Consider the following 20,188-nt stretch of genomic DNA (forward strand, 5'->3'; position numbering starts at 1 on the left):
GTTGTCATTTTTTGTCGGTAAGTCGATATATTTTAATAATCGCTGATATAATCCAAGAAGCAATCAGTATAATTTCATTTACCGTCGAACCATTATCTGAATTTCATCAACTATTAATCAGTTGCCTTCCTATTTAAAAACGACTACAATTTTACTGTTATATATATGAACGAAAAAAATAGAATAGGAGGGGAAACTATGCCAAGGAAAGTATGGCTATTAGTAGCTGGGATGATTATTAATGTCACGGGTGCTTCTTTTTTATGGCCTTTTAATACAATTTATTTGCATGATCACCTAGGAAAATCTTTATCTGTGGCCGGAATGGTATTAATGATCAATTCGCTTACTGGTGTAATCGGAAACTTGCTCGGCGGTGTTTTATTTGATAAATGGGGCGGTTATAAATCAACTTTAGTAGGGATTGTGATTACACTTGTATCGATTTTAGGTCTTGTGTTCTTCCACGGTTGGCCGTTATATGTTGTATGGCTAGCGTTAATCGGCTTCGGTTCTGGAATGGTCTTCCCATCGATGTATGCGATGGTTGGTACGGTTTGGCCAGAAGGCGGAAGACGGGCATTTAATGCGATGTACGTTGGACAAAATGTTGGTATTGCGATCGGAACAGCATGTGGTGGATTAGTTGCATCGTATCGTTTTGATTATATTTTCTTAGCGAATTTTATTTTATACTTTGTTTTCTTTTTAATTGCTTTTATTGGATTCCGCGGTATGGAAGACAAGAAAGAGCCAGGAGTGCAAAAAGAAGTCGAAACGAAAAAAGGGTGGTCACTTACACCTGGATTTAAAGCACTTCTTATCGTGTGTGTAGCATATGCTTTATGCTGGGTTACATACGTACAGTGGCAAGGAGCGATTGCAACACATATGCAAGAATTGAATATTAGCCTTCGTCACTATAGTTTACTATGGACGATAAACGGAGCGATGATTGTTTGTGCGCAACCACTTGTTAGTATGCTAATTCGTTGGATGAAGCGTTCTTTAAAACAGCAAATTATGATTGGAATCTTCATTTTTGCGGCGTCATTCATTGTGTTAAGTCAAGCGCAGCAATTTACGATGTTCCTCGTTGCGATGGTAACATTAACAATTGGTGAGTTATTTGTATGGCCTGCGGTTCCAACGATTGCAAATATACTTGCACCAAAAGATAAATTAGGATTTTATCAAGGTGTCGTAAATAGTGCGGCGACTGTAGGGAAAATGTTCGGACCGGTCGTTGGCGGAGCAATTGTGGATTTATACAATATGGAAGTATTGTTTATAGCAATCATGGTAATGCTTGTAGTAGCACTTATAGCAACGAGCATTTATGATAAACGAGTAAAAGTAGAAGAAACAGTTGAAGAAAAAATTGCAGTTTAGTTTGACGGAACATGTAACATGTTTTAGAATATATTTAAATAAAACAACCTTTAGAACAAGGGAGATAGCTCGGCTGTCTTAAGATGAATTCGTTAGTTATTAAGAGTAACGATTAACCGAGAAGTCCTCGCTTTAAGTAAGCTCTTAAGAGATACTAGGTGAAGGATAGTTCACTTAACTTATATGTGTAATAACAGTGAGAAGGAGTAGTAGTAATAGAAGCTGGTTTAGAGAGTTGACGGTCGGTGCAAGTCAATCCACGTTTCGTTATGAACTCGCCTTTGAGTTGCAGTTGTGAAACTAATAGTAGCAATTGCCGTTAATCCACGTTACGGATCTAAGCGAATGTATATTTGTACATTAATTTAGGGTGGTACCGCGGGAATCTATAACCTCTCGTCCCTTTCTAGGGATGAGAGGTTTTTTGTATTTTGGGCGGTGAAAATAAATAGAATTTCAAGGAGGGTATCTCATGAGCTTTAATCATCAAGAAATTGAGAAGAAGTGGCAAGGGTACTGGGAAGAGAATAAAACATTCCGTACGCCAGATGAGACAGAAAAACCAAAATTTTATGCACTAGATATGTTCCCATATCCATCAGGTGCAGGCTTACACGTAGGACATCCAGAAGGTTATACAGCGACAGATATTTTATCTCGTATGAAGCGTATGCAAGGATATAACGTTCTGCATCCAATGGGATGGGATGCATTTGGTCTTCCAGCAGAGCAATATGCACTTGATACTGGAAACAGCCCAGCTGAATTTACAGAGCATAATATTAATACGTTCCGTAACCAAATTAAATCATTAGGTTTCTCTTACGATTGGGACCGTGAAGTAAATACAACAGATCCAAACTACTATAAGTGGACGCAATGGATCTTCCTAAAACTATTTGAAAAAGGCTTAGCTTACGTTGATGAAGTACCTGTAAACTGGTGCCCAGCACTTGGTACAGTACTTGCAAACGAAGAAATCATTGACGGTAAGAGTGAGCGTGGTGGACATCCAGTTGAGCGTCGTCCGATGAGACAGTGGATGTTAAAAATTACAGCTTACGGAGATCGTCTATTAGAAGATCTAGATGAGCTTGATTGGCCTGAAAGCTTAAAAGATATGCAACGTAACTGGATCGGTCGTTCTGAAGGTGCAGAAGTACACTTCAACATCGATGGTACAGACGAGAAATTCACAGTTTTCACAACGCGCCCTGATACATTATTTGGTGCAACATACTGTGTACTAGCTCCAGAACATGCACTTGTTGCAGAAATTACAACAGCAGAACAAAAAGAAGCGGTAGAAGCTTACATTAACGCTGTAAAAATGAAGAGTGACCTAGAGCGTACAGAACTTGCGAAAGAGAAAACTGGTGTATTCACTGGTGCTTACGCAGTTAACCCAGTAAACGGTGAGAAATTACCAATCTGGATCGCTGACTATGTTCTTGCAACTTACGGAACAGGTGCTGTAATGGCAGTTCCAGCTCACGATGAGCGTGACTATGAATTCGCATCAGTATTTAATCTTCCAATGAAGGAAGTTGTAAAAGGCGGAGATATTACGAAAGAAGTGTACACAGGTGATGGTGCACACGTAAACTCAGCATTCCTTGATGGATTAAATAAAGAAGAAGCAATCGCAAAAATGATTGAATGGCTTGAAGCAACGAGCGCAGGAAATCAAAAAGTAACGTACCGTCTACGTGACTGGTTATTCAGCCGTCAACGTTACTGGGGTGAACCAATTCCAGTAATTCACTGGGAAGATGGTACAATGACAGCTGTGAAAGAAGAGGAATTACCATTAGTTCTTCCGAAAACAGAAAACATCCGTCCTTCAGGTACAGGTGAATCACCACTTGCTAACATTGACGAGTGGGTAAATGTTGTTGATCCTGAGACTGGTAAAAAAGGTCGTCGTGAAACGAACACAATGCCGCAATGGGCTGGTAGCTGCTGGTACTACCTACGTTACATCGATCCAAGCAATAGCGAAGCACTTGTAGATCCTGAAAAAGTAAAACAATGGCTTCCAGTTGATATTTATATCGGTGGTGCAGAACATGCCGTACTTCACTTACTATATGCTCGTTTCTGGCATAAAGTATTATACGATATCGGTGTAGTTCCAACGAAAGAGCCATTCCAACAATTATTCAACCAAGGTATGATTCTAGGTGAAAACAACGAGAAAATGAGTAAATCAAAAGGTAACGTTGTAAATCCTGATGATATCGTAGCAAGCCACGGTGCAGATACACTTCGTCTATACGAAATGTTCATGGGACCATTAGATGCTTCAATTGCTTGGTCTGAAAATGGTCTTGACGGAGCTCGTCGTTTCCTAGACCGCGTATGGCGTCTATTCGTTCAAGATAACGGTGAATTAAGTGAGAAAATTACTGACGCACCAAATAAAGAGCTTGAAAAAGCTTACCATCAAACAGTGAAGAAAGTAACAGAAGACTATGCAGAGCTTCGCTTCAACACAGCGATTTCTCAAATGATGGTATTCATCAACGATGCATACAAAGCTGAAACACTTCCGAGAGAATATGTAGAAGGTTTCGTAAAAATGATTGCACCAGTTGCACCTCATATCGGGGAAGAGCTATGGAGCAAACTTGGATACAATGAAACAATCACATATGCAAGCTGGCCAACATTTGATGAGTCTAAACTTGTAGAAGATGAAGTTGAAATTGTTGTTCAAGTTATGGGTAAAGTTCGTGCAAAACTAACAATGAGTAAAGACGCATCAAAAGAAGAAATGGAACAACTTGCACTTGAAGCAATTCAAGACCAAATTGAAGGGAAAACAGTTCGTAAAGTAATTGTTGTTCCTGGAAAACTTGTTAATGTTGTTGCAAATTAATTTATTCTAAATAAAAGCTCAGAGTATGTATACTCTGAGCTTTTTTGTGTAGAAAATAATCTCTGGATCACCCTAGTCTAAGTTTTCAATTATTCCAATACGTACAAATAAAAGAGCGGAATTCCAATACAGACAAACACCTATTTTTCTATAGGAAATATGATAAAAAAGGTAGGCTAAATTGAGTAGAAGAGGTGAAAGGAATGAAAGGGATGGACAATAATGCACCACATGGCTTTTTCGGAGGTGGATCGGATAGTTATGAACAAATGATGTTAATGGGAGGCGGACAACAAGGATATGGCGGAATTCCGAGCTGGATGGGTGGAACACCTGGAGGATTTTCCACATCAGTAGCTGGAGCGCAAACTGGAATTCCAACATTAACAGGAGGATTTCCATCATCAGTAGCTGGAGTGCAAACAGGAATCCCAACATTTGTAGGCGGAGCAGCGGGAGGAGTACCAGTAGGCGTACCAACTACATTCCCATCTTTCGTTGGAGGAGTAGGTGGTTATCCACAAGGTTTTTACGGTCAACATGGCCACCACGACGGTCATCATGGACACCATCATCAAGGTCACCATGGCCATCATGGACATCATCACCACCAAGGTCACCATGGCCATCATGGCCACCATCACCACCAAGGTCACCACGGTCATCATGGACATCATCAACAACAAGTACATCACCACGGCCACCATCATATACATCCGCAGGCTGTTCTTTATCAAATTCATCAAGATCACCATGGTCACCATGGCCACCACGGCCACCAAGGTCAACATGGTCATCATGGCCACCATCACCACCAAGGTCACCACGGTCATCATGGACATCATCAACAACAAGTACATCACCACGGCCATCAAGGCCACCACGGTCACCAAGGTCAACATGGTCATCAAGGTTACCAAGGCCAACAACACCAACAACACCAACAATACCAACAGTATCAACAACAACAATCTTCTCCTTGGACAGGTGGAATTGGAGCAGGAGGAGCGGGGGCAGCAGCAGGAGCGGCTAGCATTAGTGGAGCTGCAGGACATGCGGGACACGTGGGTCATTAATGATTGCCAGAAAAAAAGACATAATAAAAAACTGCTAGGAAATCCTAGCAGTTTTTTTCAGCTTCTTGACGCTGACGTTCAATTTCAGCACGAAGTTGTGGTTCCGGTGCTTGCCAGCCTTCAGGTTTTAGAATTTTACCGTCACCTTCGCGGAATCGAGGTTTCCCGTCAGGGAATAGTTTTGCCATGTTTGCGTTATTTACAATTTCGAATCCTTTATCAGGACGTACGCCCATTTCGGCAAACGTGCCGAATGCAAAGTAAATAAGGTCAATCAGTGCATCATATTGATCTTCAACAGTCGTTGCTTCTAGAAATTCTTCTAGCTCTTCTTGCATAAAACTCGCACGGATTTTTGCACGTTCTTCTGTTAATTTTGTTGGAGTATTTGTCACAGGATGTCCGAATACTTCATGCATTTTCGCGACAAGTTCGTACCCTTTATCTAAACCTTTTTCGTTTGTCATGTTGTTTCATCCTTTCTTACGTTATGCCGAAGTTTATTGTAACATAAGGTGATTATGAAATGAAAAGAACATCTTATCGAAATAAGATGTTCGCTCGTTATTCTTCTTTTTTTATTAAAAGGGATGAAATAAGATCGATGCCAAAAATACCGACCAGTAACATTGGTATAACGACAAGCAAGTAACGTGTGAAGGAAACATTTTTTAAGTATGTATGAGCAAATAAAAAGACGCCGAGAAATAAAATACCATTTAAAATAGGCTTTACTAATTTTTTAGACATAAGCTCCCCCATAAATATCTTCTCTCTCTATTTGATAATAAAAACACTCCTCTCTCCGTTGTATCATGCTGGAGAGAGGAGTTCAATCATTTCTCATTCAATGACACCAGAATTTGTAATATTTACGGTGTATTTTATATGAACCGGAACATCTTTATACATTTGTCTCCATTCTTCTAATTTGAATGGGCGATAATGTTGCTTATACTTTGCACCTAGCCCGAGAGGGTCGACGCCTAAAGATTTAAGTTGCTTAATTAACTTAGCAGCTTGTTTATCTAATTGTTTTTGGACATCTTTTTCAATGTTTTTTGTGTTCTTGTTATTTTCTAAGTTAATTTGTTTTGATAGTTCTTGAATACGTGCATCAAGACGAATGTTAATGAAAAAAGAAGGCTTTCCGTTTTTAATTTTTATATCGTAAGTTGGAACAGAACGGATATTATTAATCATTACGTACGCAGAATCTGTTTTAAATTCATGTGAATCTAATTTATGTTTCTCTAATAGTCCTTTAAATATGAACATATCTTTTTCCGCAATTTTACCGATATATTTATCTTTTTTAAAAAGGCCAATTCCGGTAATTTTTATTTTATCACCATGCTTCTTTAGAATGGGAATATAGTAGTCTTTTCCTTCTTGATAATAGCGAAATGCTCCTATATGTAGATTATCCGCTGGTAAAGGTCCGGTCTCCATGTTATGTTCTAGCAATTTTTTTATATAAATTGCAACGTTGTATGAAGTCGAATATTTGCCTTTTAAAAGTTCAGTACCATTCCCATCTAATAAAGCAGCATATAAAGCGTTCCCTATATTCACATCTCGAAGTAATGTATCGAATGAAGTAGACATTCCTGTTTTGGCAAGTCTTATTGTATATAGAGCGACACGCATTTGTCCGCTAGCAAATGGTTGAGAAGACTCTAAAGATGTGTCTGCTTTTACTTGTTTTACTGCATTTGCACTGCCTTCAAAAACTTGAACTTTATTTCCTTTTTTCTGAATGGGACAAACGAATGTCACTTTTACTTTATTATCTTTTGCGACATCAAAAACGCTTCCTTGAATAAGTTGTACATCATCGATAATATTTTTTTGTAAACATCCAATTAGACTGAAGAATGTTATACAAGAAATAAGTATTAATTTGCTTGTGCTTTTGATTTTTTCCATTTTCTTTTCACCCACACAATAATAAATAGGATTGGGATGTATACATAAATGAGCCAAAAACTAACTTTTGATACATTACTAATAAAGTTATTAATATCGTGTCTGTTGGTTAAAAGTTGCGAAACAATGAGAGTGATAAAGATAAAAGCAATTAAAATACCCCTTTGTTTTACACGGAATATTTCATGTGTTCCTCTCATTGACGCCCATAAAGGGAGGATGAAACTTGAAATAATAACGAGTGCATAGCCTGAAATTGCAATATATTCGAGTCTTTCTATAAATGGTAATTGAATGACTTGGGTCATAGAAAGTTGGGCCCATATCGTTTTTAACAATTGTTTTTCACTAAAAAATGCAAAGGCTAAAAGGGTGCTAAATAAATATAGAAGATTTGAAAATAGTGCCCCGTATTGAGCAAATTTATGAGATTGCATAGGTTTTTTCACAAATGGATACACCATGAGGTAAATCTCAAAACCGGTCATACTGTAGATTGACAGTTGAGCGGATTTTAAAATGTCTGAAAAAGAATGTGTGAATATAGGTAGTAAATTATCCCAATGTGAATATTTCAAAACGAATAAGCTTAGAAATAAATATCCTAATGTACCACCAACAGAGATGACGCAAATACCGGTAATTACACGAAATCCAGAAGAAATAATGTAATAACTAACTAAGCATAAAAAGAGTGTTAACATAAAGGTGGAAGCGGTAGGAAACATCCATACTTGAATAATTTCAACGTATGTTCGAATGACCGAAATACTGACGATTAAAAAATAAGCCATAAAGATGATGCTAATGCCATTTCCTAGCCATTTTCCAAATGTTTGCCGATGTAAATCAACTAAATTCCCATTTGTTTCTTTTAATAAGACATACATCATCCATATAAGAATATGGATGAAAATTCCTGTGATTATAACCCCCATCCAGCCGTCGTATCCAGCAGCTTTTGCGATAATTCGAGCGAATCCAAGAACTCCAGCACCAAACTGTGCACCGTGAATTAAGAAGAAAACAAAGATAGGAGATATTTGATATTTTTCTTGAACTTTACTCATCAATGCACCTCGTTTCTTAATCATCAAAATCCGATCTATGTTTTGTTGAAATTCCTTTCGCAGCTTTTTTTACATGTTGTGGTCTTGCTTGCACATCTCTTGTATCAATCATTGTTAATGGAAAACGGATCCAAGAATCTTTAACTGATTGTTGCCTTGTCGGGTAAAACAAAGCGTACGGCTTACGTAAGGAAGTAAGTCTAAATAGATGAGTAAATAAAAAGATAAATCCAAGAGAAATACCGAACAATCCACCTATTTCTGCAAATATGAGAAACGGGAAGCGTAGTAATCGAACGGCATTACCCATTTTATAAATAGGTGTAATAAAGGAAGCGAGTGCTGATAGTGCAACGATAATTAATAAAATGTTACTCGTTAACCCAGCTTGTACAGATGCTTGCCCGATTACGATACCGCCTACAATACCGAGTGTTTGCCCGACTTTCATCGGTAACCTTGCGCCGGCTTCTCTTAATAAATCAATTGCAAGTTCTAAAAAGAGCGCTTCAATTAAAGGTGGGAATGGTACTTGTGCCCTTGATAAAATTAAAGTTTCAAGTAAATCACTTGGAATAAGTTCATAATGATAATTTAAAACTGCAACGTATAACGGTGTAGCGCAAATTGAAAATAGAACGGCAATTAATCTTAAAATCCTTGAAAATGTAGCGTACATCCAGGAGACGTTATAGTCTTCTGGTGAAATGAAAAAATCGAAATAGGATACAGGTGTTAGTAAAACACTTGGAGAACCATCAACGAAAATAGCGATTTTTCCATCAATTAGTGCTTTTGTAACTCTATCAGTGCGTTCTGTATTGATATAGAGAGGGAAAATCGATTTTTCACCCATCAATTCTTGTATATAAGCACTATCATTAATTTGATCATATTCAAGAGCGCGTAATGATTCCTCGAGAAAATCTACATTATCTTTTTCAGCGAGATTGTCTAAATACATCATGACAACTTTTGTTTTGGAAAACTCGCCGATAATCATTTCTTTTGTTTGTAAATCTAAAACAGGAAGACGTTTTCGAACTAAATTAATGTTTGTATCAATATCTTCTACGAAACCTTCTTGCGGACCAATAACAGTTGATTCGTTTAAAGGAGGGGTTGGTGCACGATAATTATCAATTGCAATGTTTGCAAGCATACATTTTTGAGCTTGCTGATTCAATTGAATAATCGCATGCCCCTTTAAAACCATATCCTCAATTTTTTGTAAGTCGTTCGTAATTGTAATGCCGCTCATTGGAATATGTTCTTTCAGCTCTTCTAGTGAAGCATTAGGTCGTTCCAAAAGAGTAGGCATTAAATATTTTTGTAATTTCTCTCCATCAAGCGAAGGACGATAGTAAGAAATCCAATAAGGCATCGTTTCATCGTCGGATGTATGATAATTCACAAAATCACTAGATTTTTTCAGCTTCTCTATTAAATTTTGTAAAGAATGGATACGGTCTTTTTCTGGTTTCGTAAAATCATAAATACTATTACCTTTAGAGTGTTGTTGCTTACTTTGAGAAGGTTCATCTTGCTTAGCGTTTTGTTGTTTATCTTGAGACGAATCACCTTGTTTAGCACCTTGTTGTTTATCTTGAGAGGAATCCTCTTGTTTAGTACTTTGTTGCTTATCTTGAGAGGAATCCTCCTGTTTAGAGTTTTGTTGCTTATCCTGAGAAGAGTCATCTTGTTTAGAGTTTTGTTGCTTATCCTGAGAAGAGTCATCTTGTTTAGAGCTTTGTTGCTTATCCTGAGAGGAATCCTCCTGTTTAGAGTTTTGTTGCTTATCCTGAGAAGAGTCATCTTGTTTAGCACTTTGCTGCTTATCCTGAGAAGAGTCATCTTGTTTAGCATTTTGCTGCTTATCCTGAGAAGAGTCATCTTGTTTAGCACTTTGCTGCTTATCTTGAGAGGAATCCTCCTGTTTAGAGTTTTGTTGCTTATCCTGAGAAGGTTCATCTTGTTTAGCGCTTTGTTGCTTATCCTGAGAGGAATCCTCTTGTTTAGGACTTTGTTGCTTATCCTGAGAGGAATCCTCTTGTTTAGGACTTTGTTGCTTATCCTGAGAAGAATTTTTTTGTTTAGGACTTTGTTGCTTATCCTGAGAAGAATCTTTTTGTTCGTGATTTTTACCTTTATTATGTTTCATACTTCTAGTCTGTTCTTTGTTATCATCCTCTTCATTGTTAGAATGCTGCTCCTGATTATCTGTTTCGTTTGCTTCTGGTTTATTTGATTTTTTTTTCTTACGTAACCAATTCCAAATCATGTGTATACCCTCTTTAATCTTGTAATATAGTGCTATTTTGTGGCTAATTTTGTATATTATTCATTTATTTATGAAAAGAAGAAGGAGATTAGTTTGCATGGAAAAAAATCTTTAGTAAGCAGTTCATACTATAACGGGAAGAGGGAGAATCTGTGCAAATTGTAAAAAAGGAGAAGTTTGTTTTAAAAGGGTTTACGTTTGAAAATGGCAGGGAAATTCCTGTTCAAATGGGATACGAGACATATGGTACGGTAAATAGAGAAAGGTCAAATGTGATTTTGGTTTGTCATTATTTTAGTGCAACAAGTCATGCGGCAGGAAAATATACAGTGCATGATGAGGAGTCTGGTTGGTGGGATGGGCTCATTGGACCTGGAAAAGCAATTGATACAAATAAGTATTTTGTTATATGTACAGATAATCTTTGTAATGTGCAGGTGAGAAATCCATATGTGATTACAACAGGACCGAAATCGATTAATCCAGAAACTGGAGAAGAATATGCTATGGATTTTCCGGTTTTTACATTTCTTGATGTAGCTCGTATGCAATATGAGTTAATAAAAGGTATGGGAATTTCAAGGTTACACGCTGTAATTGGACCGTCGGCAGGGGGAATGATTGCACAACAATGGGCGGTTCACTATCCACATATGGTAGAGCGGATGATTGGCGTTATTACGAACCCACAAAATCCAATTATTACGTCAGTAAACGTAGCGCAAAATGCGATTGAAGCAATTCAACTGGATCCAAGTTGGAAAGGTGGAAAATATGGAGAAGAGCAGCCGATAAAGGGGCTTCATTTAGCAAATAGAATGATGTTTATGAACGCGTTTGATGAGCATTTTTATGAAATGGCATTTCCTCGTAATAGTATAGAGATAGAACCTTATGAAAAGTTTTCTACACTAACATCATTTGAAAAAGAGATAAATAAAGCGACATATAGAAGTATAGAGTTAGTAGATGCAAATTCATGGATGTATACTGCAAAGGCAGTTTTATTGCATGATATTGCACATGGTTTTTCTTCATTAGAAGAATCTCTTTCTAACATAGAAGCGAATGTACTTATGATTCCATGTAAACAAGATTTGCTTCAGCCGTCTCGTTACAACTATAAAATGGTAGATGTTTTGCAAAAACAAGGGAAGTATGCGGAAGTGTATGAGATAGAAAGTATAAATGGGCATATGGCGGGAGCATTTGATATTCATTTATTTGAAAAGAAAGTTTATGAATTTTTAAATCGGAAAGTATCTAGTTTTGTTTAGAAGACAAATGATGGGGAAAAGGTGCAATGTTTGTAGTAAGCACCTTTTTTTACATGATTTGTAGACGGAAAATATATGTGGCAATTGCTATACCGAAGAATGCGATACTAAGCAATAGAAATAAGAATGACATTTCTTGGGGGGATTTTATTTTTTTAGTATTTTTCATACTAAGAGTAATAATTGCAGCGATTAAGAAAATGATGCCCATTATGAAAAGGGAAAGTGTCATTTTCATTGGCTCCTTTCATAAGACAAGTATATTGAGGATACAATGCAAGAGTTATGTTTGTAAAGAATAAGTTTTGCGAGAAAATTGAGAAATAGTTTTTCGATTCTTTGCGTTCTTTCTTTTGCGTGCTAAAATTGGTAGAGAATGTTTGTGAAAAAGAAACTAAAGGTTTTATTGTATATAAGGAGGAACTACATATGACAGAAGTTAAAACAATTACTACAGAAGAGGTACAAGAGCGTTTAGAAAATGGAGAAACGTTATTTTTAGTAGACGTAAGAGAAGATGAAGAAGTAGCGGCAGGAAAGATTCCAGAAGCTGTACATATTAAAATGGGCGATATCCCACATAAAGTAGATTTCTTTAATAAAGAGAATGAATATATCTTTATTTGTCGTTCAGGAATGCGCAGTGAAAATGTATGTCATTATTTAAATGAGCAAGGATTTAAAACAGTGAATATGGTTGGCGGTATGCTTCAATATGAAGGTGAAACGAAATAGTTAATAGTTAAAAACTTGAAACGAGTCTGTTTCAAGTTTTTTTCTTTTGCATACAGTATAAAAAGGAGGAGGGGTAAATGGGGATTAATTTGCGTAAAGTAAAAATTATGAATAATACAGGAGCTGTTAATGTCGGCGACTGTTATGATATCTCGCCTTTAGCTGTAGCAAAAGTATATGCAGGTGCTGGAGGGTCGAGTGCGGCTGTTTTTTTAAATGGGAAAAGACAGCCAGAAGCAGTCATTAGAACATCAGTGTTTCTTCCGCCGTTAGCAACAAGTACACGTACATTAGGTTCATAGAGGAAAGGTAGAGTGTAATTATGCCTGCTCATATAAAAGAATTTGTTATTGTGAATAACACTGGGAATATATTTACCGGTGATAATTTGAGTGATACTTCATTTACTGCTTCGAAATCATATAGTGGTTCAATGGGGTGCACTTGGGTTGATGTTGTTACAGTAATAGGGACGGAGACGAAGCTTTGTTTACAGCCAGGTGATTCGGTGACGACAACATATACAAGAGGCACTCCTGCTGGTACTGTAACAGGAACAAATATGGGGCAAAGTGTAAATACATCGGGTATAGCACAAGCTGTCCCTAATACAGATAATATGGATTCAATTGCAGGACTCCCTTAAGGAATTAAGGGAGTTTTTATTATTTAAAATAAAAATAGTCTTGGAAATTATTTTTGTAAATAGATTAAGAAGAGGCTTATTTATTATGAAAAAGACGGTTTGTAGGTGGTGAAAGTGTGAAGAATCGTGATAATAATCGGAAGCAAAATTCGTTAAGCTCTAATTTTAGAATTCCACCAGAACTTATTGGGCCTACTTTCCCCCCTGTTCCAACTGGATTTACAGGTATAGGGATTACTGGTCCAACCGGTCCACAAGGCCCAACAGGACCTCAAGGACCAAGAGGATTACAAGGTCCGATGGGGGAGATGGGCCCGACAGGACCTCAAGGTGTGCAAGGGATACAAGGATCAGTTGGTCCAATAGGTGCAACTGGACCAGAAGGACAGCAGGGGCCACAAGGATTGAGAGGACCACAAGGAGAAACTGGAGCGACAGGACCGGGGGGTGTGCAAGGGCTACAAGGTCCGATTGGTCCAACGGGAGCGACTGGGGCACAAGGTATACAAGGGATACAGGGATTACAGGGGCCAATTGGAGCGACGGGACCTGAGGGATCTCAAGGAATTCAAGGCGTCCAAGGGTTACCGGGTGCAACTGGTCCACAAGGAATACAAGGAGCACAAGGGATACAAGGAACACCAGGACCGAGTGGAAATACAGGTGCAACCGGAGCGACTGGAGCAACTGGTCAGGGGATAACAGGCCCGACTGGAATAACAGGTCCAACTGGAATAACTGGACCATCTGGAGGACCTCCTGGTCCGACGGGGCCGACTGGTGCGACAGGTCCAGGTGGTGGACCGAGTGGAAGTACAGGTGCGACTGGAGCAACGGGGAATACTGGGGCTACAGGAAGTACAGGGGTAACAGGAGCAACGGGAAGTACAGGTCCGACTGGAAGTACGGGAGCACAGGGCTTGCAAGGAATCCAAGGGATTCAAGGACCAATTGGGCCAACAGGTCCAGAAGGTTCGCAGGGTATTCAAGGTATTCCTGGTCCGACGGGAGTAACTGGTGAACAAGGAATACAAGGAGTTCAAGGTATTCAAGGGGCAACGGGAGCAACAGGAGATCAAGGTCCACAAGGTATACAGGGGGTTATAGGGCCACAAGGGGTAACAGGGGCCACAGGAGATCAAGGTCCACAAGGTATACAAGGAGTACCAGGGCCATCAGGAGAAACAGGGCCACAGGGAGTTCAAGGGATACAAGGTCCGATGGGTGATATAGGACCAACAGGTCCAGAAGGCCCAGAGGGACTGCAGGGCCCGCAAGGAATACAAGGTGTGCCAGGGCCAGTTGGAGCGACGGGTCCAGAGGGTCCACAGGGGATACAAGGCATTCAAGGACCGGTAGGAGCAACAGGCCCACAAGGCCCACAAGGAATTCAGGGAATACAAGGTGTGCAAGGGATAACGGGAGCAACAGGAGTACAAGGAGCAACTGGAATTCAAGGGATACAAGGGGAAATAGGAGCAACGGGTCCAGAGGGGCCACAAGGAGTGCAAGGTGCTCAAGGGGCGATTGGTCCAACCGGTCCGATGGGGCCACAAGGAGTGCAAGGAGTACAAGGAATTCAAGGAGCGACGGGTGCACAAGGAGTGCAAGGTCCACAAGGAATTCAAGGAATCCAAGGTCCGACGGGGGCAACAGGAGATATGGGAGCAACTGGGGCGACAGGGGAAGGCACTACAGGCCCAACAGGAGTAACTGGTCCAACAGGGGTAACAGGCCCGTCTGGAGGACCAGCAGGACCGACCGGCCCAACGGGGCCATCAGGTCCGGCGGGAGTAACTGGTCCATCTGGTGGACCACCTGGCCCGACAGGAGCAACCGGGGCGACAGGAGTAACAGGAGATACTGGGGCGACAGGCTCAACTGGAGTGACAGGAGCGACAGGAGAAACGGGAGCAACCGGAGTGACGGGTTTACAGGGTCCGCAAGGAATCCAAGGTGTGCAGGGAGAGATAGGTCCAACAGGGCCACAAGGTGTTCAAGGTCCCCAAGGAATTCAAGGAGTAACGGGGGCCACAGGAGATCAAGGTCCGCAAGGGATTCAAGGCCCACAAGGCGACATAGGTCCAACTGGCCCACAAGGAATTCAAGGCCCACAAGGTTCTCAAGGAATCCAAGGAGCGACAGGGGGAACAGGAGCACAAGGCCCACAGGGAATCCAAGGTCCGCAAGGTGACATAGGTCCGACTGGGTCACAAGGTCCAACTGGAATCCAAGGGATACAAGGAGAGATAGGTCCAACCGGCCCAGAAGGCCCAGAGGGACTGCAGGGCCCGCAAGGAATACAAGGTGTTCAAGGGCCAGTTGGAGCAACGGGTCCAGAGGGTCCTCAGGGAATACAAGGCATTCAAGGAGTGCAAGGAGCAACCGGCCCACAAGGTCCACAAGGAATACAGGGAATACAAGGTGTGCAAGGGATAACGGGAGCAACTGGAGCACAAGGAGCAACTGGAATTCAAGGGATACAAGGGGAAATAGGAGCAACCGGTCCAGAGGGGCCCCAAGGAGTGCAAGGAATACAAGGGGCGATTGGTCCAACAGGTCCGATGGGCGCACAAGGAGTGCAGGGAATACAAGGGATTCAAGGAGCAACAGGTGCACAAGGAGTGCAAGGACCACAAGGAATTCAAGGAGTGCAAGGTCCGACGGGAGCAACAGGAGATACGGGGGCAACCGGAGCGACGGGAGAAGGAACTACCGGTCCAACAGGAGTAACCGGTCCAACAGGGGTGACTGGCCCGTCAGGAGGACCAGCAGGACCGACCGGCCCAACGGGGCCATCAGGTCCGGCAGGAGTGACAGGTCCATCAGGTGGACCACCTGGCCCGACAGGAGCAACAGGTGCGACAGGAGTAACAGGAGATACCGGGGCGACAGGCTCAACTGGAGTGACAGGAGCAACAGGAGCAACGGGAGCAACCGGAGTGACGGGTTTACAGGGCCCGCAAGGAATCCAAGGTGTTCAAGGAGAGATAGGTCCAACCGGTCCACAGGGTATTCAAGGTCCCCAAGGAATCCAAGGAGTAACGGGGGCAACCGGAGCACAAGGTCCCCAAGGAATTCAAGGCCCACAAGGCGACATAGGTCCAACCGGCTCCCAAGGAATTCAAGGTCCACAAGGTCCTCAAGGAATCCAAGGAGCGACAGGGGCAACCGGGGCACAAGGCCCACAGGGAATCCAAGGTCCGCAAGGAGAGATAGGTCCGACCGGCCCACAAGGCCCACAAGGAATTCAAGGCCCGCAAGGAATTCAAGGTCCAACGGGAGCTACAGGAGCAACTGGAGCGACAGGTCCACAAGGGATTCAAGGTCCCCAAGGAATTCAAGGCCCGCAAGGAATACAAGGTCCAACGGGAGTTACAGGAGCAACCGGAGCGACAGGTCCCCAAGGAATTCAAGGCCCACAAGGAATTCAAGGCCCGCAAGGAATTCAAGGTCCAACGGGAGCTACAGGAGCAACCGGAGCGACAGGTCCACAAGGGATTCAAGGTCCCCAAGGAATTCAAGGCCCGCAAGGAATCCAAGGTCCAACGGGGGCTACAGGAGCAACCGGTTCACAAGGTCCAACTGGAGATACAGGTCCAACCGGAGCTGGAGCCACTGGAGCGACCGGGGCGACCGGGGCGACTGGAGTTAGTACAACTGCAACGTATGCGTTTGCGAATAATACATCAGGAACCGCTATTTCCGTTTTATTAGGGGGTACGAACGTACCGTTACCGAACAATCAAAATATTGGCCCAGGAATAACCGTTAGTGGTGGAAATACTGTATTTACAGTTGCGAATGCAGGAAACTATTATATAGCCTATACAATTAATTTAACGGCAGGTTTACTTGTAAGTTCTCGTATAACTGTAAATGGCAGTCCGCTTGCGGGAACGATAAATGCCCCGACAGTGGCTACTGGTTCATTTAGTGCAACAATAATCGCTAACTTGCCTGCTGGAGCCGCTGTTAGCTTACAGTTATTTGGAGTAGTTGCAGTAGCTACATTATCTACAGCAACGCCAGGGGCTACCCTAACTATTATTAGATTAAGTTAATAAGCAGAAAACCTTGAAACTTTTATGTTTCAAGGTTTTTTTATCTTTGTATTTGTAAGTAAACCTCGTTAACCAGGGGAGTGGATCCCCTCTAATTATTTAAAGTTTCACATTATTCTCTTGAGCAAAAACATCGCAGTTCGAAAATATATTATAATAGAATGAAAAGAAAGAAATTTGGCAGAAAGGGAGGGTGGCGATGCAGGAGATGGTTAAAGATTTTTTTGGACGCCCACTTCAAGATTTACGTATATCTGTCATTGATCGTTGCAATTTTAGATGTACATATTGTATGCCAGCGGAAATATTTGGGTCAGATTATGCTTTTTTGAAAGATGAGTTTTTACTAACTTTTGATGAAATTGAGCGTTTGGCAAAATTATTTGTTAACATTGGTGTACGAAAAATTAGAATTACTGGCGGTGAGCCACTACTTCGTAAAGATTTAACAAAACTTATTGCACGTCTTGTGAAAATTGATGGGCTAATAGATATAGGGTTAACGACAAATGCCGTACATTTAACGAAACAAGCGAAGGCATTAAAAGAAGCTGGATTACATAGAGTGAATGTTAGTTTAGATGCAATAGATGACGACATATTTAAGAATATTAATGGTCGAAATATTAATACGAAACCGGTAATTAAGGGAATTATAGCAGCTAAAGAGGCGGGGCTGGAAGTAAAGGTAAATATGGTTGTGAAAAAAGGGATGAACGATCATCAAGTACTTCCGATGGCTGCGTATTTTAAAGAGCAAGGAATCACGCTTCGGTTTATTGAGTTTATGGATGTTGGTAGTACAAATGGGTGGAATTTTGATCAAGTCGTTACAAAACGAGAATTGATTGAGATGATTCATAAGATGGATCCACTTGAGCCAGCTGAAGCGCATTACTTTGGTGAAGTTGCGAAGCGATATCGGTACGTTGGAACAAATGTTGAAGTTGGTTTTATTACATCTGTTTCTGAGTCATTTTGTGTCTCTTGTACGAGGGCGAGAATTTCGGCAGATGGAAAGTTTTATACGTGCTTATTTGCGACAGAGGGTTTGGATGTAAGAGAACTTCTTAGAGGAAATCTTTCGGATGAGGAGTTATTAAGTGTTATACAAGATGTATGGATGAATAGAAAAGATAGGTATTCGGATGAACGAACAGAAGAAAGTGCAAAAAATCGTCCGAAAATCGAAATGTCTTATATAGGAGGATAAGAAAGGGGGCTATCGCATGCAGGAGCGATATTCAAGACAAATATTATTTTCTGGTGTTGGAGAAGAAGGACAGAGAAAAATAAGAGAGAAGCATGTGCTTATTATTGGTGCTGGTGCTCTCGGTGCGGCAAATGCAGAAGCGATTGTTAGAGCAGGTGTTGGAAAAGTAACGATTGCTGACCGTGATTATGTAGAATGGAGTAATTTACAAAGACAACAACTATATACAGAAGAAGATGCAAAGCAGTATAAACCGAAGGCGATAGCGGCTGCAGAACATTTAAAAGCGATTAATTCTGAGGTGGAAATAAATCCGGTTGTGACGGATGTAACGGTGCAAGAAATGGAAGAATTAGTGAATGATGTAGATTTAATATTAGATGCGACAGATAATTTTGAAACGCGTCTTCTTATTAATGATATTTCACAAAAGTATAATATTCCGTGGATATATGGTGGGTGTGTCGGAAGCTACGGAGTAACGTATACAATTTTACCAGGGAAAACACCGTGTTTTCGCTGTTTAATGGAGCATCCAGCGAGCGGTGCAACATGTGACACAGCTGGTATTATACAACCGGCAGTACAATTAGTAGTTGCGTATCAAATTACGGAAGCGCTGAAAATATTAGTAGAAGACTTTGGTGCGCTTCGTGAAACGATGTTATCGTTTGATCTTTGGAATAATCAACAGATGGCATTTAAAGTGAATAGGCAGAAAAAAGATACTTGTTTATCTTGCGGAAGGTTACGTACATATCCGAGTTTAACATTTGAAGGACAAACGAAAACAGAAGTGTTATGTGGGCGGAATACAGTACAAATTCGCCCGGGTGTGCGGAAGAATTTTAATTTAGAAGAAATTAAAAAACGCTTACAAAGAAGCGTAGAGATAAAGGCGACACCTTATTTATTATCATTTCCGGTAGAAGAATATCGTTTTGTTTTATTTACAGATGGCAGGGCGTTCATTCATGGGACGAATGATATGAATGTAGCGAAAAGTTTATATGCAAGATATATAGGTTGAACCTAAAGGAAACCCTTTAGGCTCAACGGAGAGAGGATTATGAATTTCTCGTATAATCTCCACTTTTTCCACCTGTTTTTTCAAGTAAGTACGTTTCACCGATAATCATACCTTTATCGACAGCTTTACACATATCATACACAGTAAGAGCGGTAGCGGAAGCAGCTGTTAAAGCTTCCATTTCAACACCGGTGCTACCTTCTGTTTTAACTTTTACTTCAATGAGTAAACGATATTGTTCTTCTGATTGTTTCCAATCGAAAGAAACGTCAACACCTTTTAATAATAAAGGGTGGCACATTGGGATAATATCAGAAGTACGTTTCGCAGCCATAATGCCTGCGATTTGCGCAACTGCTAATACGTCACCTTTCCCAATTTCATTGTGAGAGATTTTATCGTAAATTTCTTTCGTAACGACAATACTAGAGCACGCAATTGCTGTTCGAACGGTTGCTTTTTTGTCGCTTATATCAACCATTTTTGCGCGTCCTTGGTCATTGAAATGTGTAAATGAAGACATGGAATTCCTCCTTGAAGTAATTTCTATTGAATATATAAAGTTTAATCGAGATAAAAAAAATTGCAAATATG

General features: G+C 40.7%; 17 protein-coding genes and 1 other annotated feature. Of the genes, 10 read left to right on the forward strand and 7 right to left on the reverse strand.

Features of this window, described 5'->3' with window-relative positions; translation table 11 throughout:
• The first annotated feature begins 198 nt into the window (after nt 1-198).
• From ACTFR3_RS24485 to ACTFR3_RS24495, 3 genes are all read left to right on the forward strand, one after another.
• A complete protein-coding gene (locus ACTFR3_RS24485; RefSeq protein WP_001137561.1) occupies nt 199-1,392 on the forward strand; it encodes an MDR family MFS transporter in 1,194 nt (397 codons plus the stop codon).
• A gap of 187 nt (nt 1,393-1,579) precedes the next feature.
• Nucleotides 1,580-1,799 (forward strand) — a binding site (T-box leader).
• Nucleotides 1,800-1,864: 65 nt separating this feature from the next.
• Nucleotides 1,865-4,273, forward strand: coding sequence for a leucine--tRNA ligase (leuS, locus tag ACTFR3_RS24490; protein ID WP_440044874.1), 2,409 nt, complete (start codon nt 1,865-1,867; stop codon nt 4,271-4,273).
• A 203-nt stretch (nt 4,274-4,476) separates the two neighbouring features.
• Nucleotides 4,477-5,349, forward strand: a complete 873-nt coding sequence (locus ACTFR3_RS24495; protein ID WP_440044875.1) for a hypothetical protein — start codon at nt 4,477-4,479, stop codon at nt 5,347-5,349.
• A 44-nt stretch (nt 5,350-5,393) separates the two neighbouring features.
• Here ACTFR3_RS24495 and ACTFR3_RS24500 read toward each other — a convergent pair whose 3' ends face one another.
• The 5 genes from ACTFR3_RS24500 to ACTFR3_RS24520 form a co-directional block, all read right to left on the reverse strand.
• Nucleotides 5,394-5,816, reverse strand: a complete 423-nt coding sequence (locus ACTFR3_RS24500; RefSeq protein ID WP_000180554.1) for a hypothetical protein — start codon at nt 5,814-5,816, stop codon at nt 5,394-5,396.
• A 97-nt stretch (nt 5,817-5,913) separates the two neighbouring features.
• On the reverse strand, nt 5,914-6,099 hold the full coding sequence (locus tag ACTFR3_RS24505; protein ID WP_000038781.1) for a hypothetical protein: 186 nt from the start codon (nt 6,097-6,099) through the stop codon (nt 5,914-5,916).
• 93 nt (nt 6,100-6,192) lie between these two features.
• The gene (gerHC, locus tag ACTFR3_RS24510) at nt 6,193-7,278 is read right to left on the reverse strand and encodes a spore germination protein GerHC (RefSeq protein ID WP_000411388.1); all 1,086 of its coding nucleotides are present in this window, start codon (nt 7,276-7,278) and stop codon (nt 6,193-6,195) included.
• Nucleotides 7,248-8,348, reverse strand: a complete 1,101-nt coding sequence (locus tag ACTFR3_RS24515) for a spore germination protein (protein ID WP_000049051.1) — start codon at nt 8,346-8,348, stop codon at nt 7,248-7,250. The genes gerHC and ACTFR3_RS24515 overlap by 31 nt, the downstream gene beginning before the upstream one ends.
• A gap of 16 nt (nt 8,349-8,364) precedes the next feature.
• Nucleotides 8,365-10,629 (reverse strand): spore germination protein, encoded by a 2,265-nt coding sequence (locus ACTFR3_RS24520; RefSeq protein ID WP_440044876.1) that lies wholly within the window; start codon nt 10,627-10,629, stop codon nt 8,365-8,367.
• Nucleotides 10,630-10,781: 152 nt separating this feature from the next.
• On the opposite strand from ACTFR3_RS24520, the gene ACTFR3_RS24525 reads away from it, so the two are divergent.
• A complete protein-coding gene (locus ACTFR3_RS24525; protein WP_440044878.1) occupies nt 10,782-11,906 on the forward strand; it encodes an alpha/beta fold hydrolase in 1,125 nt (374 codons plus the stop codon).
• 49 nt (nt 11,907-11,955) lie between these two features.
• Here ACTFR3_RS24525 and ACTFR3_RS24530 read toward each other — a convergent pair whose 3' ends face one another.
• Complete coding sequence (locus ACTFR3_RS24530) at nt 11,956-12,138, reverse strand: hypothetical protein (RefSeq protein WP_000175905.1); 183 nt, start codon at nt 12,136-12,138, stop codon at nt 11,956-11,958.
• A 197-nt stretch (nt 12,139-12,335) separates the two neighbouring features.
• Between ACTFR3_RS24530 and ACTFR3_RS24535 the strand changes: the two genes are divergently transcribed.
• The 6 genes from ACTFR3_RS24535 to ACTFR3_RS24560 all read left to right on the forward strand — a co-directional run bounded on the left by ACTFR3_RS24535 (nt 12,336) and on the right by ACTFR3_RS24560 (nt 19,594).
• Nucleotides 12,336-12,641: a rhodanese-like domain-containing protein gene (locus ACTFR3_RS24535; RefSeq protein ID WP_000141207.1), complete on the forward strand. Its 306-nt coding sequence runs from the start codon at nt 12,336-12,338 to the stop codon at nt 12,639-12,641.
• 77 nt (nt 12,642-12,718) lie between these two features.
• On the forward strand, nt 12,719-12,943 hold the full coding sequence (locus ACTFR3_RS24540) for a spore germination protein (RefSeq protein WP_000512470.1): 225 nt from the start codon (nt 12,719-12,721) through the stop codon (nt 12,941-12,943).
• A 20-nt stretch (nt 12,944-12,963) separates the two neighbouring features.
• On the forward strand, nt 12,964-13,287 hold the full coding sequence (locus ACTFR3_RS24545; protein WP_001110858.1) for a hypothetical protein: 324 nt from the start codon (nt 12,964-12,966) through the stop codon (nt 13,285-13,287).
• A gap of 116 nt (nt 13,288-13,403) precedes the next feature.
• Complete coding sequence (locus ACTFR3_RS24550; RefSeq protein WP_440044879.1) at nt 13,404-17,351, forward strand: BclA-related collagen-like exosporium protein; 3,948 nt, start codon at nt 13,404-13,406, stop codon at nt 17,349-17,351.
• Between the two features lie 199 nt (nt 17,352-17,550).
• Nucleotides 17,551-18,564 carry a GTP 3',8-cyclase MoaA gene (gene moaA / locus ACTFR3_RS24555; RefSeq protein WP_001157119.1) on the forward strand — a complete coding sequence of 338 codons (1,014 nt, stop codon included), beginning with the start codon at nt 17,551-17,553 and terminating at the stop codon, nt 18,562-18,564.
• A 16-nt stretch (nt 18,565-18,580) separates the two neighbouring features.
• Nucleotides 18,581-19,594 (forward strand): molybdopterin-synthase adenylyltransferase MoeB, encoded by a 1,014-nt coding sequence (locus ACTFR3_RS24560; protein ID WP_440044881.1) that lies wholly within the window; start codon nt 18,581-18,583, stop codon nt 19,592-19,594.
• Between the two features lie 37 nt (nt 19,595-19,631).
• On the opposite strand, the gene moaC is transcribed toward ACTFR3_RS24560, so the two are convergent.
• Nucleotides 19,632-20,117: a cyclic pyranopterin monophosphate synthase MoaC gene (gene moaC, locus ACTFR3_RS24565; protein WP_000094146.1), complete on the reverse strand. Its 486-nt coding sequence runs from the start codon at nt 20,115-20,117 to the stop codon at nt 19,632-19,634.
• Nucleotides 20,118-20,188 lie beyond the last annotated feature (71 nt).

The sequence above is a fragment of the Bacillus cereus group sp. MYBK14-1 genome (assembly GCF_051916885.1).
Taxonomy (GTDB): Bacteria; Bacillota; Bacilli; order Bacillales; family Bacillaceae_G; genus Bacillus_A; species Bacillus_A cereus.